Here is a 13748-nt window from a genome sequence, read left to right as displayed (position 1 = left end):
TTACTTTTTTACAATATTTGCACGGATTTAATATTTTTCTCCAGAGAATGGAGTGTTTTTCCATATCTCCATCCTATATTGTGTCCAATTCTATTTATGATAATAAAGTAAGAGTAGAATGTCCAAAAAAGAAGGGAGAGCCACTGTTAATGGATGAAATTTTTATTGGAGAAAGTTGGCTTATGGGAAGAGAACAGGATCCCATAAACTAGTTCTATATATTACAATGGACTTATGATTATCGAGAAGAAAGCAGATTTCTTATTAGGTGGGGGAGATTATGCCCAATCCACTCTATGCAATCAAAAGGCTTTAAGAATAGAAGAATTACAACGAGAAGTGTTAACACGAACAACAATCAATATAATGTCATGTTAAGAAGGGAATATGAATAATATGTGGCAGGAAAAGGGGAAAAAGTGGAAAAAAAAGTAGTACTAATTACTGGAGCGAATAGTGGATTTGGGAAATGGATGACACTAGAATTTGCAAAAGCGAACTATACAGTTATAGCATCGATGAGAGATACGAATAAAAGTGGGCAATTAGTAGAGGAAGCAACAAGAATGGGGATAATTTCTAATATAGACATAGTTTCTTTAGATATTACTTCAGACCAATCTGTAGAAAACTTAAGTTTATATGTACAGAAAATAGGCCAAGTTGACTTACTGATAAATAACGCTGGCTATGCGGGAGCGGGTTTTTCAGAGGAGATATCGATCGGTGAATATCAACGACAGATGGATACAAATTTTTTTGGAGCCATTCGTGTAACGCAATGTATTCTTCCGCTTATGAGGATGCAGCGGAGAGGAATGATTATTAATATAAGCAGCATAAGTGGCGAAATTGGATTTCCAGGCCTATCTCCATATGTTTCCTCTAAATTTGCATTAGAAGGATGGAGTGAGGCCCTAAGATTAGAGTTAGCTCCTTTTTCTATTCCAGTCGTTCTGGTAGAGCCTGGTTCTTTTCAAACAAATATTTGGACAACAGGGAAGCAAATTGCTGAAAAATCTACCTTGCCTTCTTCTCCTTATTCTTCTTATATGAAACAGCTCGATACATATTTACATAATAGCAGTAAAAAAAATGGAGATCCAAGGGTAGTGGCTGAAAAGATAGTTTCCATCGCAAAGAAAAAGCATCCAAGACTGCGTTATATAGTCGGAAAAGGAACAAAAGGTACAATTCTTTTTAAGCATATGGTGCCATGGAAATGGTGGGAGAAAATCGTTCTATTTATTTTAAAATAAAAATATATTAGGAAGCAGGCGATTTTTTAAAAGGATTAATTCATATTTATAGAGAAGTATTCCAATAAGTGTTATTATATGGATAATTCTGATTTTTGGAGGTGTTTTGTTTGGTCAATAGCATCGAACAGAAAGTGAAGCTGCATAATGGAGTAGAAATACCACAATTAGGAATTGGTGTTTTTAAAGTAGAAGAGGGAGACACCGTTTTCCATACAGTAAAAACTGCTTTGGATCTTGGTTATCGTTCTATTGATACTGCTGCCATTTATAAGAATGAAGAAGGAGTAGGCAGAGCGATAAAAGAAAGCGCTATCCAAAGACAGGAGTTATTTGTTACTACTAAAGTATGGAATGATGATCAAGGATATGATTCCACTTTAAGAGCATTTGAAACGAGTTTGAAAAAATTAGATTTAGACTACCTAGATTTATATTTAATTCATTGGCCGGGAAAAGATAAATATGTGGAAACATGGAAAGCACTTGAGAAATTATATGAAGAAGGATTAGTTAGAGCAATTGGTGTAAGTAATTTTCATGAACATCATTTAGATCATTTACTTGCTAATGCAAATGAGAAGCCAACTGTTAACCAGATCGAATTACATCCAAGACTTTCCCAAGAGAGCGTAAGAGAATATTGTAAGAAGAAAGATATAAAAGTGGAAGCATGGTCGCCAATTGCCAAAGGTCGGTTAGTAAATGAACCGACACTTAATTATATTGCAAAAAAACATGAAAAAACTCCTGTTCAAGTTATTTTACGCTGGCATCTGCAACATGGAAATATTATTATTCCAAAGTCTGTTCATCCAGAAAGAATCAAAGAAAATGCAGAGATATTTGATTTTCAACTAAGCTTAGTGGAAATGGATCAAATCGATCGCTTAAATATGAATGAAAGACTTGGCAGTAATCCAGATGAATTATTATTTTAATAAATTTAAGGACTATAAAACGGAACAAACAAAAGGTCTGCGCCTAATTAATTAGGCGCAGATTTTTTGTTAGGAAGCACTTGAATGAATCTTTTTAAAACAATGAATGTAATAGATATGTTTAAAAGACTCAAAGGGTGGTAAATATAAGTACAAGCAGATAGTGAAAATAAACCGTACGGGAAAATCATAGCTGCAGCATGTTTTTCACTATCTCATTGAAAACTATCAACACTATAAGAAAAGGAGTGTTAAATATGGGATTTTTATGGTCATTAATAATAGGTGGTATTATAGGATGGTTAGCAGGATTAATTACTGGTAAGGATATTCCTGGCGGAGTTATTGGTAATATTATTGCCGGTTTTGTTGGAGCTTGGTTAGGATCATTAATTTTAGGAGATTGGGGTCCATCCATTGCTGATTTCGCCATTATTCCGAGCATTATCGGCGCTGTCGTGCTAGTATTTATTCTAAGCTTGATTATGCGTGGAATGCGTAAAACAACATAAAGAAAGAGAAAAAAGGAAATGAGCTTTTTTAAGCCATTTCCTTTTTTTGTTGAAAACATATCCTTCAACTTAATAACGATTCCCAATCTTCATCAGGGAAAATCGGCGGGGTGTCTAATGGTGGAGCAAAGACTGTAATTTGTTCCTGAGAGATAGGATGGGTGAATTGGATTTTCGCCGCATGAAGTGCTTGTCGATGGAACATAGGTTTTCCGCCATAAAGTTTGTCTCCAGCAAGAGGATGATTTATGGAGCTTAAATGGACTCTAATCTGATGTGTTCTGCCAGTGTCTAAAGTACATGAGATAAGCGTTAAATCATCGAAGGGCAGCCGCTTGATTCGTTTAAAATGGGTGATTGCCTGCTGTCCTGTCTCTGAAATTCTTCTACGGCTGCCATGATGTCGATCCTTCCCAATCGGCTTATTAATCGTTCCTTTTTTCTGTGCTAAAAATCCCTCAATAAGAGCGATATACGTTCTTTTAATTTTTCTTTCTCTTAAAAGATAATCAAGCATGTTAGCAACTAAATCGTGTTTAGCAAAAAGTATACACCCGGTAGTATCCCGATCCAATCGGTGGATATGCTTTAATTGTCTTTCTTCTCCACTTAATAATAAATAATAGGCCACACCATTTAATAAGGAAGAAGTATCTTCAGAAGAATGAGGGTGGGTATCGATGGAATCAGGTTTATTTACGACTAAAAGGAAATCATCTTCATAAAGAATAGTGAGATCCATATAGGTTGGAATAATGTCATTTGGCTGCTGCTGAAAGAGCTTAATTTTTAAAATATCTTCCTGCTTAAGTAGGGAATTCCATGGTACATTTTGGTTATTTAATTGAACTTTTTTCTCCATTTTAAACAAATGAATCTGCTTTTTCGAAGCTAGTAATACTCGCGAAAAGAACTCCTCAATTGATAATCCTTCCCATTGTAAAGGGATTTTAAGGAAAAGCCAGTCACCCTTTCTTTCAAATAACATACATAAAATCTCCTTTATTTTTTATAAGAATGAATAATAAAAGTGTCTTAAATATAACTTAGTTATCATATCATGGTTTTAATTACCACAGAAATGGTTTTTAGGAATATGTTAGACTATGGGTAACAGATAGGTTGTGTAAATATATAGAAATAAAGAGGGTGTTTCGTTTTATGAAAGTCGTTTTTGCATCAACCCAAACCCAAGAGGAAAGAATTGATGAGTTGATTCAAACCTTTTATTCAAAGGTTTTTCCTTTCTATTTTTCAGATGAGGAAATTAATCAATTCGAGCGCTTAAAGGTTCTAGCTATTACTCCGGAAAAAGCACAGTTATTAAGCACATTAAAAACAGCTTATCAAGTAATTGCCAGTCTTCAAACCCTTGTGAATATATTGGAAGATCCAGAGAATAAGCATAAATATAAACATCTTTTTGCAAAAAATGTCCACATTCTCGAGGAATTGGATATATTCTTTCCCTTCCATTTAGATAATTTTAAATCCAGCAGCAACGGGGATTCCTGCGATCAAGCGAATTTTAGTATGTATGCAGAGGCGAACAATTCATACTTACTATAATTTTTTCTAATTTTCCTATTCCTTATTCTTAGGAAAGACAAAAGGCCATCACAGTCAATTGAAAGACGATGGCCTTTTTGGATACAATTTTTTAGCGACTTTATTTTTTTACACTATATTTTTCGAGCCATTGTTTAAAGACTGCAGGTTCGTTGTAGCCGATAGTTCTGCTTACTTCTTTTCCATTTTTGTATTGAACAATGGTTGGAGTTGATTCGATATTGTATTTATCCCAGCCTTCTTGAAATTCCAATAAATTATATTGATCAATAGATACATTTAATTCTTTTGCAAGCGGCATTAATTCAGGAGTAGTTTTTAAGCAATATTGACATTCAGAGCTAAAGAAATAAACTGTCACGTCTTCCTCTGTTTTTAATTTTTCCTCGAGTTCATCAGGAAGGATGATATTTTGGTAATTCGGATTATCTAATAATTCGACTGTAGCTGGCCTCAAATCTGCTTTCTTATAGAGATTGCCTTCCACAGCTTTTTCCTTTTTCATATGAGATAGAAAAGCTACCCCAGCAAATAAAATAATAATAAAGACCAGAAAAAACAGAATTTTTTTCATTGATTCATCCCCTTTGTTTTTTTCCAAATAATAATGCTGCAAGTAAAGATAATAATAAATCCAATTAGTGCCATAAAAGGGATCGTGATAAATCCTAACCAATTTATGTATTCACCTGTGCAAGAAACTGGTCCGCAGGCTGATGATGTTTCAAAGATGCTAGCTAACTTTTGGATGGAGTAGTGATAAATGGAAATACATGCGCCAATCCCAGAAAGAATCATGGTATAAAAGCTGATTTTATAATCTTTTCGGATTACCGCAATTCCTAAAATAATCACAAACGGGTACATTAAGATCCGCTGATACCAACACAAAGTACATGGAATAAAGTCTCTAATTTCAGAAAAGTAGAGACTGCCAAACATACTGAGGACAGCTGCAATCCATGCTAAATATAAAATGTTTTCCCGGGAGTCCTTTTGCTTTGTTTCTTCTTTCATACGATTCTCCTTTATTGTGTTTATTGAATTCTAAAAATTGATAGGAATATTTTCACTATAGAAAAAGTATAAAGGTAAACGGAATTGATGTAAACAAACTAGAATTCCAAAAGGAGAGAGATTATATCTAAAAAAAATGGGGAAATGTAGAAATAGTAAATAAAATGTAAGAGTATGGGTTAAGAAGATCATACATAAAGGGAGTAAAATAATATGCCAAAATTGGATTTATCGAAATTTGAAAAAAAACTCATTATCCGAAACACAGAATACCAGGATATTGATAAAATCATGAAGCTTCAAGCGGAGTGCTTTCCAGGCATGGATCCTTGGACAAAGGATCAATTAAGAAGCCATATTGAGATTTTTCAAGAGGGACAATTTGTTGCAGAATATGATGGGGAAATTATTGGATCATGCTCTAGCTTAATTATAAATTTTGACGAATATGATGCCCGCCATACGTGGGATGAAGTGACAGATGGCGGATATATCACAAATCATAACCCCCATGGCTATAATCTTTATGGAATTGAAGTAATGGTAGATCCAGAATACCGAAGAATGAAAATAGGACATCGTCTTTATGAAGCAAGAAAAGAGTTAGTGCGTCAGTTAAATTTACAAAGTATAATCATTGGCGGCAGAATTCCAAATTATTATAAATATGAAGATCAAATGACAGCAAGAGAATATGTTCAAGAAGTTTTGCATCATAAAATATATGATCCAGTACTGTCCTTTCAATTACTAAATGGTTTCACGTTAATGCGGATTAACCCTAATTACTTACCAGATGATGCACAGTCGAAAAGCTATGCAACGATTATGGAATGGAACAATGTGGAATACATGCCAAAATCCAAACGTTTTTTCAAAAGCAGCTATCCTGTGCGAATTTGCGTTGTTCAATATAAGATGAGACAAATAAAGAGCTTTGAGGATTTTGCCAATCAAGTAGAGTATTATACAGATGTAGCTTCCAATGCGGAATCGGATTTTGTTGTGTTCCCTGAATTGCTTACATCGCAATTAATGTCATTTTTGGATGAACATGTTCCAAGTACGGCTATTAGAAAGGTTACAGAATACACAGAGCAGTATATTGAGCTTTTTACTAATTTAGCGATTCGATATAATATTAATATTATCGGTGGTTCTCATTTTGTAAAAGAAGATGATGAAGAAATTTATAATATTGCTTATCTTTTTAGACGTGATGGTACGATTGAAAAACAATATAAATTACATATAACGCCGAATGAGCGGAAATGGTGGGGAATAAGACGAGGAGATGCCATTAGGGTTTTTGATACAGATTGTGGGAAAATTGCGATTCAAATTTGCTATGATATTGAATTTCCAGAACTAGCCCGGATTGCAACAGATATGGGGGCAAAAATTATTTTTACCCCGTTTTGTACAGAAGATCGTCAAGGCTATTTACGTGTACGCTATTGTGCACAAGCTCGAGCTGTAGAAAACCAGGTTTACACGGTGATTGCTGGGACTGTCGGGAATTTACCGCAAACAGAAAATATGGATATTCAATATGCCCAATCGGCTATCTTTGCGCCATCTGATTTTGAATTTGCCCGAGATGGGATTGTTGGGGAAACAAACCCTAATATAGAAATGGTTATGATCGGGGATGTAGATTTAGAAATACTAAGAAGACAGCGACAAAGAGGAACAGTCCGCCAATTAAAAGATAGACGCTTTGATGTATACCGAATTGAATATAAAAAGTAATCAATCATAGATGTAATATGAATGAAAAGGTAAAAACCACGACAGAAGAGTCGTGGTTTTTTGGTGGGATTCTATCTATTACATGGTAGTTGTGTGAATCCATTCTTCTTCGGCTAAATCGTTGGCGTGATCGATGTAGCGTAATAAGGAATATAAATGTTTTTCTATGACAGAATAATCATGTTCAAAGTTGTAGGCATGCAGAAATTGTTCAATTTTTTTTGAGAGAAAGTTATCATGGGTTCTTACCATCAATATGAGAAGATTATCCCACTCTGATCGATGAGTATAGTATAGGGCTCGATCATAATCTGTTTTGTTCATCTTAATGCCTCCTTTTGTGGGAAGGAGATGATTATATTATATGGATAAAGGTAAGAATGTTACCCACTAAAAGTTGGCTATATTGATTTCAAAGGATTTTCTATTTTTACCTGTATAAATTCTTATGGCTTCATTGAAGATAAATTCAACGCAATATGAATAAGGACTCCTGCATATCCACAATATAAAGAAAAAAGGGGTTATTATGAAAAGGCGACTTATTATTATTTTAACTGCAATTTCAGTCTTTCTTTGTGTAAATACAAAGGAGTCCTACGCGAAATCAGTTGTAGATGCGAGTGAAGTGTATACATATGAAAACTTTCAAGACGATGTCTGGATTTTAAAAAGTAAATATAAGAAACAGCTCCAAGTCCATGCGATTGGGAAATCAGAATTTGGCCGAAAAATTTATGCGATCCAAATAGGGACAGGAAAGAAAAGTATCCTTTTGTCAGGTGCACATCATGGAAGGGAATGGATTACTTCTTTATTAACCATGAAAATGGCAGAGGATATTGCAGGGACAATAAAGAATGGAGACAATTTTCTTGGTTCCTATTCGATTTGGATTGTACCGATGATCAATCCAGATGGAGTCACCATTCAACAGGGGAAAATCAACAAATTTCCGTTTTTCTCGAAAATAAAAATAAAGAAGATGAATGGCGGCCAAAATGATTTTACGCGTTGGAAAAGTAATGGGCTAGGAGTGGATCTAAATCGACAATATCCTGCTGGATGGGAGTATATAAAGGATTCCAAAAAAGAACCTTTTTATAAAAATTATAAAGGGAAAGCTCCATTTGAAGCACAAGAGGTACAAGCCATAGTCAAGTTAACAGAAAAAATAAAACCAACCATTGCAGTTGCTTACCATTCTTCTGGTCAGGAGATTTTTTGGCAATATAATAATGGGGCGAATGAGAACAGAGATCGGATGATTGCAGAAGTTCTCGCAAAGGAAACTGGGTACAAGATTGGGATTCCTCCGAAAGATGCCGTAGGGGGCGGATTTACAGATTGGTTTATTACGACCTATCATTTACCCGCATATACAATTGAAATATGTCCATTGGTAGATGAGCGCCACCCTTCCTTGACAAACTTTTCTAAAGAATGGGCCAGAAATAAAACCATTCCCAGAACGCTGATTGAGGAAGCAAAAAAAATAGATGCGATACATAAAAAAATGCTGGGAGATTCATAATAAGAAAAAACATTGGAGGTAAATATGAAGACTAAATCTTTATCCGTTCTTATTGTTAGTATATCAGTATTAGTTATGGCATTTATGTTTCCATCGCATCATTTAGCTGTCCAGGAGTTAGATTATAAGAAATTTGGGTCTGTTGCAATTGCTGTAGTAAAGGCAGATTATCCAGAAGAGTCTGTAACTGATTATAAATATTTAGGGCGTAAAAAAATATCTCCGCAAGAAGAACAAGATTCCTTTCAATTTCTCGTAAAAGAGGGTGGAAAGGAAAAAACAGTTATTGTTACGGTGAATCATAATACAAAAAATGATAAATTCATCTCATTAGTAGTAGAAGAAGCAAAGCCATAAAAAAGACCGAAATGGTCTTTTTTTATGGCTTTTACCGAATTATTTTCCTTTAATTCTTTTTACATTCAATCTTCTCAGTACTTTGATTTGTTACTAGACAATCCTATTCCAATTTATACTATTGACATAATAAATTAATCTTGTTATTATTCTCCTATTGTTTTTTTTAAAGAATAGATAGAACCTTGTATAAATTCAAGAATATGGCTTGAAAGTTTCTACCAGCTACCAATAAATAGCTTGTCTACAAGGAATGGAAATTTTATAACATTTTTATTCCGTTTTGTAGAAAAGCTTTGACCAAATAAGGGTCAAAGTTTTTTTTATTAAGGGGAAAATAAAATGAATTAGTGGTAAAACTAATCTTAGAATCACTCCCTATCGATCTATAATTTAGCAAATAGGAGACGACAACATGAGAGATTTTTTTAAATTTGCAGAACGGAACACTTCTTATGCGCAGGAAACACTTGCAGGAATAACCACTTTCCTGTCTATAGCGTATATATTAGTTGTAAATCCAATTATCTTAAGCCAATCTGGGATGGATAGCGGGGCTGTATTCACAGCAACTGCGCTCACTGCAATCATCGGAACATTACTTATAGGTTTACTTGCTAACTTTCCAATCGCAATTGCACCTAGTATGGGCCTGAATTCGTTCTTCACTTTTTCTGTATGTATAGGAATGGGAATAGAATGGCAGGTCGCTTTAACTGGTGTTTTTGTTGCAGGAATCATTTTTATGTTATTAAGTTTAATGAAAATCCGCGAGAAGATCATTAATATCATTCCAGCGAGTTTAAAACATGCAATCGCTGCTGGAATTGGATTTTTCATTACGTTTATTGGGTTGAAAAATGGTGGAATTATTATTGGTAATCCAGATACATTTGTCTCGATTGGTGATTTATCGTCCCCTATGACTCTGCTGGCAATTATAGGTCTTATTATTACAATTGTTATGTTAGTACGCGGCATTAACGGCGGGATTTTTTATGGAATGGTCATTACTACGATTGTGGGAATGATTTTTGGATTAATAGAAGTTCCCTCTTCGCTTGTTGGAGATATACCAAGCCTTAAACCAACATTTGGTGTTGTGTTTTCTCATTTAGATAAGATTTTTACGCCAGAAATACTAACAGTTATCTTTACCTTTTTAATTGTTGCCTTCTTTGATACTGCAGGTGCATTAATTGCCTTAACTAGCCAAGCAGGAATGATGAAGGATAATAAGATTCCTAATATCGGTAAAGGGTTGCTTGCTGATTCTGCTGCAGGTGCTATTGGAGCTATTTTAGGTACATCGACACCAGCTACGAGTGTGGAATCTTCTGCAGGTATTGCTGTCGGAGGAAGAACAGGTTTTACGTCTGTCGTCATTGCAGCTTGTTTTGTAATTGCATTGTTCTTTTCCCCACTTGTTGCCGTGATTTCAGTAGAAGTTACAGCTGCTGCATTAATTGTGGTAGGGGCATTAATGGCAATGGAAATTAGGAGAATAGACTGGACGAAGTTAGAAATTGTCATTCCATCCTTTTTAACAATTATTATGATGCCTCTTACTTCTAGTGTGGCAATCGGGATTGGATTAGGATTTGTTTTTTATCCAATATGTTTAGTAGCACAAAAGCGTTATAAAGAAGTTCATCCAATTATGTATGTACTTTGCTTGTTATTCATTTTATACTTTGCTTTTATCGTGTGAAGCTTTTAGTAGTTAAGGATGATAAAATATCATACAGTATATGCATTGAAAGAAAAAGGATAGAAGAGTGGAAGGCATTCGCTCTATCTATCTTTTTTTTGTACGATGTTCTTATTTCCTCAGAGAACAGCAATATGGTAGTTGTGAATGTTTACATTGGCGATAGTTAGTATTAATATTAACTAAAATTACTATTTTTAACAAATAAGCATATTGGTAACGGAGTAAGAACAGGGGGGGGAAAGATGGGGGATGTTTGGAAAACATGTTCTTCTGAAGTGAAGGATTTTGTCTTTCATCTAAATAAAAGTATGAAGGAAATTATAAAAGACAATTACCTTGGTTTTTATATACATGGTTCTTTGGCTATGGGAGGATTTAATCCTAAAAGCAGCGATGTGGATGTTTTGGTTATTACGCATCAATCATTAGAAGTAGAAGATAAAAGAAAATTAGCGCGGTTCTTATTAGGTTATTCCAATTCTCCATATCCCATTGAAATAAGTTTTCTAAATACGGGTCAATTACGGCATTGGCAGCATCCATGTGTATTTGACTTTCATTATAGTGAGTTTTGGAGAGAACGCTTCGAAAGAGATTTGTTAAATGGTACCTATCAGTATATAAATGGTGATATTCATTCAGATGCCGATTTAGCAGCTCATTTAACGATTACTTATCAAAGAGGCATATGTGTAGAAGGTAAACCTATAAAGGAAGTATTTCCTTTAGTTCCAAGCGCAGATTATACATCTTCCATACTAGGTGACTATTATGATTGTTTGAAAAATAACGAAAAAGACCCTATTTATTGTTCGTTAAATTTAATAAGAGTATTTTGGTTTCTTAAAGAAGGAGTCGTTTCCTCCAAGCAAGAAGCTGGTAAATGGGGGCTTAAAACATTCCCAAAGGATGTAAGGATCATCATTAGTAAAGTCGTCGATTCTTATGAAAATGGAAATGTTACTAATACTTTTGAGAAAGACGAACTTGTCTCATTAAGAGATTATATTGCCGATAAGGTTCAAAAACTATTAAACTAACGAATGTTTATATGGGAGATTGCTTGAAAAGAAACCATTTTGATTAACGACTCTTCAAAATGGTTTCTTTTTACTTATAGTAAAAATAGGGGATGCTAAAAGAATTTGTGTAGTTCTGTTGGACAATTATTAATACAAGGAAAGCAGAGTGATAAAATGGAATTATATGAAGACGGTTTCTCTCGATATGGGTTTGTCAAGCTACTTTTGACGTAACGTTAGTAGGTGATGGACACTCTACTTTGGGCAATGATGTAATAAAGGAAGAACAAATCATCAAGCACCATAATACAACTCTTCATGGACATTACAATATGGAACATTTTTCAGTTGTCAGAAATTTAACGGAGGACCTGTTTCAACCAATTCATGATTCTTTTAGTGAAAATCTAGTAAGTTATCTCTACTATAATGCAGCTCCTCTCAATTCGGAAATAGAGTTCGAGTATCTGTCATTATTACATTTTATAACAAAAACTATTGTGCAAATTTAGATATTATATTATACTGGTACCGATAAAACCGAATGAGTTTCATTCGTATTGGTAGGAGGTCTGTTTTTGCATAATAGAATTATTGATGAAACAATTAGATTGATTCAAGTAAAAGGATTTAGTTTTACAGTGAGTGAGTTAGCTGCTAATTTAGGAACAAGCAAACGAACAATTTATCAATACTTTTCTTCAAAAGATCAGATTGTTGACGAGATTATCGAAAAACTTATTCATAGTATAAAGCAAAATGAAGAAGAGATTGTTATGGATGAGAATACAAATGTGTTAGATAAGATTAAACTTATCCTTTGTAGTACTCCTGAAGAGTTCGGGATTATGGATATTCGCTTATTGTCCGATTTAAAAAAGCACCATTTTCAACAATGGGAGAAATTAGATATTTTCCTAAGAGAAGAATGGTCAATTGTTCTTACTTTGATGAAGCAAGGGATAGAACAAGGAAACCTTCGAGATATTAATCTAGATATCTTTATTGAATTGTATCTAGGTGCCATTAATCAAATTTATGCTTCGCAAAGCTCATTAACAATTAAAGAAAAATTAGAAGCAGTTATGGATATATTGTTGAATGGCATTTCGAAATATAAGGATGGTGATTAATATTTCTTGGCTATATTTATGTTTGGCAATAATATTTGAGGTTGCTGGTACAACAAGTATGAAATTATCTGAAGGCTTAACAAAGTTATTACCAAGTATTTTATTAATATTCTTCTATCTAAACAGTTTAGTATTTTTAACTTTGGCATTAAAGACGATCGAAATCTCTGTGGCTTATGCAATCTGGTCAGGTATAGGAATCCTAATTATTTCAATTATTGGAGTATATTATTTTAATGAGAGTTTAAGTCTTGTGAAAATAATTGCGATTTGTCTTATTATTATCGGCGTTGTAACTCTTAACTTTACTGTCGATCATAGTGAAGCATCTGATTACAAATCTCAGATGAGCGAGTAGTCATACTAGTTATTTAAATTTTATGCTATTTTACTTCTATTACCTGCAGGGATGAATACTCTTTTAATTCTTTATTGTAGCTATGACTACATTTGTTCTTATTTCAGCAGTAAAGAAATATTAAAATAAGAAAGGATTTTGTTAATGAAATATTTAAAGCCTTTTTTTCTCATCACAGATATAGGCTTTATCATTTATTGGATTATTACATATTTCAGTCTTATTCCTATAGACTGGGCCTTTAAGGATTATGATAATCCCATTATTATTGCTTGGAACTGGTCGTTTTTGCCTTTAGATATTTTCATCTCAGCAACAGGTCTCTATAGCTTATACTTATATAAGAAAACAAGCGCAAAATGGAAGCCGTATGCCTTAATTTCATTAGTGCTGACCTTTTGTTCGGGTTTGCAGGCTATTGCATTTTGGGGATTTAGTTTAGAGTTTGATTTAAGCTGGTGGGCAGTAAATTTGTATTTAATGATTTACCCACTGTTTTTTATTCCCTTTTTTATTAAAAGTGACAAATCAACTTCTAAAGAGTTGGCTGTAAAGTAGATCTGTAATTATTACCGGCAAC

The 13748-nt window shown here is 33.9% G+C and carries 16 protein-coding genes, 1 pseudogene and 1 riboswitch; of the genes and pseudogenes, 13 read left to right on the top strand and 4 right to left on the bottom strand.

Annotated features, from left to right (window positions below; translation table 11 throughout):
• Positions 1–419 precede the first annotated feature (419 nt).
• From BCI01S_RS07415 to BCI01S_RS07405, 3 genes are all read left to right on the top strand, one after another.
• A complete protein-coding gene (locus BCI01S_RS07415) occupies positions 420–1259 on the top strand; it encodes an SDR family oxidoreductase (RefSeq protein WP_061797913.1) in 840 nt (279 codons plus the stop codon).
• Positions 1260–1369: 110 nt separating this feature from the next.
• Positions 1370–2200: an aldo/keto reductase gene (locus BCI01S_RS07410; RefSeq protein WP_082810012.1), complete on the top strand. Its 831-nt coding sequence runs from the start codon at positions 1370–1372 to the stop codon at positions 2198–2200.
• 257 nt (positions 2201–2457) lie between these two features.
• A complete protein-coding gene (locus BCI01S_RS07405; RefSeq protein ID WP_061797736.1) occupies positions 2458–2712 on the top strand; it encodes a GlsB/YeaQ/YmgE family stress response membrane protein in 255 nt (84 codons plus the stop codon).
• A 64-nt stretch (positions 2713–2776) separates the two neighbouring features.
• On the opposite strand, the gene BCI01S_RS07400 is transcribed toward BCI01S_RS07405, so the two are convergent.
• The gene (locus BCI01S_RS07400; RefSeq protein ID WP_061797734.1) at positions 2777–3700 is read right to left on the bottom strand and encodes an RluA family pseudouridine synthase; all 924 of its coding nucleotides are present in this window, start codon (positions 3698–3700) and stop codon (positions 2777–2779) included.
• A 173-nt stretch (positions 3701–3873) separates the two neighbouring features.
• Between BCI01S_RS07400 and BCI01S_RS07395 the strand changes: the two genes are divergently transcribed.
• Positions 3874–4281 carry a DUF5365 family protein gene (locus BCI01S_RS07395; protein ID WP_061797732.1) on the top strand — a complete coding sequence of 136 codons (408 nt, stop codon included), beginning with the start codon at positions 3874–3876 and terminating at the stop codon, positions 4279–4281.
• A gap of 100 nt (positions 4282–4381) precedes the next feature.
• Here BCI01S_RS07395 and BCI01S_RS07390 read toward each other — a convergent pair whose 3' ends face one another.
• Together BCI01S_RS07390 and BCI01S_RS07385 are read right to left on the bottom strand one after the other, a co-directional pair.
• Complete coding sequence (locus tag BCI01S_RS07390; protein ID WP_061797731.1) at positions 4382–4855, bottom strand: thioredoxin family protein; 474 nt, start codon at positions 4853–4855, stop codon at positions 4382–4384.
• Positions 4852–5298: a disulfide oxidoreductase gene (locus tag BCI01S_RS07385; protein WP_061797729.1), complete on the bottom strand. Its 447-nt coding sequence runs from the start codon at positions 5296–5298 to the stop codon at positions 4852–4854. Before BCI01S_RS07385 ends, BCI01S_RS07390 begins: the two co-directional genes overlap by 4 nt.
• Positions 5299–5511: 213 nt before the next feature.
• On the opposite strand from BCI01S_RS07385, the gene BCI01S_RS07380 reads away from it, so the two are divergent.
• Positions 5512–7050 (top strand): bifunctional GNAT family N-acetyltransferase/carbon-nitrogen hydrolase family protein, encoded by a 1539-nt coding sequence (locus BCI01S_RS07380; RefSeq protein WP_061797727.1) that lies wholly within the window; start codon positions 5512–5514, stop codon positions 7048–7050.
• Positions 7051–7128: 78 nt separating this feature from the next.
• On the opposite strand, the gene BCI01S_RS07375 is transcribed toward BCI01S_RS07380, so the two are convergent.
• Positions 7129–7374 carry a YhdB family protein gene (locus BCI01S_RS07375; protein WP_061797721.1) on the bottom strand — a complete coding sequence of 82 codons (246 nt, stop codon included), beginning with the start codon at positions 7372–7374 and terminating at the stop codon, positions 7129–7131.
• Positions 7375–7579: 205 nt separating this feature from the next.
• On the opposite strand from BCI01S_RS07375, the gene BCI01S_RS07370 reads away from it, so the two are divergent.
• The 8 genes and pseudogenes from BCI01S_RS07370 to BCI01S_RS07335 all read left to right on the top strand — a co-directional run bounded on the left by BCI01S_RS07370 (position 7580) and on the right by BCI01S_RS07335 (position 13726).
• Entirely contained in the window at positions 7580–8584 is a 1005-nt protein-coding gene (locus BCI01S_RS07370) for a M14 family zinc carboxypeptidase (RefSeq protein ID WP_061797715.1), read from the top strand.
• 24 nt (positions 8585–8608) lie between these two features.
• Entirely contained in the window at positions 8609–8941 is a 333-nt protein-coding gene (locus tag BCI01S_RS07365) for a DUF3889 domain-containing protein (RefSeq protein ID WP_047942740.1), read from the top strand.
• A 165-nt stretch (positions 8942–9106) separates the two neighbouring features.
• Positions 9107–9208: riboswitch (purine riboswitch) on the top strand.
• A gap of 148 nt (positions 9209–9356) precedes the next feature.
• On the top strand, positions 9357–10652 hold the full coding sequence (locus BCI01S_RS07360; RefSeq protein WP_061797709.1) for an NCS2 family permease: 1296 nt from the start codon (positions 9357–9359) through the stop codon (positions 10650–10652).
• 245 nt (positions 10653–10897) lie between these two features.
• On the top strand, positions 10898–11695 hold the full coding sequence (locus BCI01S_RS07355) for an aminoglycoside adenylyltransferase domain-containing protein (RefSeq protein ID WP_061797703.1): 798 nt from the start codon (positions 10898–10900) through the stop codon (positions 11693–11695).
• A gap of 206 nt (positions 11696–11901) precedes the next feature.
• A pseudogene (locus BCI01S_RS25900) lies at positions 11902–12075 on the top strand (cysteine hydrolase); the annotation flags it as partial.
• Between the two features lie 180 nt (positions 12076–12255).
• Positions 12256–12810 (top strand): TetR/AcrR family transcriptional regulator, encoded by a 555-nt coding sequence (locus BCI01S_RS07345; protein WP_061797696.1) that lies wholly within the window; start codon positions 12256–12258, stop codon positions 12808–12810.
• A 1-nt stretch (position 12811) separates the two neighbouring features.
• Positions 12812–13168 carry a DMT family transporter gene (locus tag BCI01S_RS07340; protein ID WP_061797909.1) on the top strand — a complete coding sequence of 119 codons (357 nt, stop codon included), beginning with the start codon at positions 12812–12814 and terminating at the stop codon, positions 13166–13168.
• 144 nt (positions 13169–13312) lie between these two features.
• Positions 13313–13726: a YvaD family protein gene (locus BCI01S_RS07335; RefSeq protein ID WP_061797694.1), complete on the top strand. Its 414-nt coding sequence runs from the start codon at positions 13313–13315 to the stop codon at positions 13724–13726.
• Positions 13727–13748: the final 22 nt, after the last annotated feature.

Origin of the sequence: Niallia circulans NBRC 13626 (assembly GCF_001591585.1) — a bacterium.
GTDB lineage: Bacteria > Bacillota > Bacilli > Bacillales > Cytobacillaceae > Niallia > Niallia circulans.
This window is presented reverse-complemented; position numbering and strand designations above follow the sequence as displayed.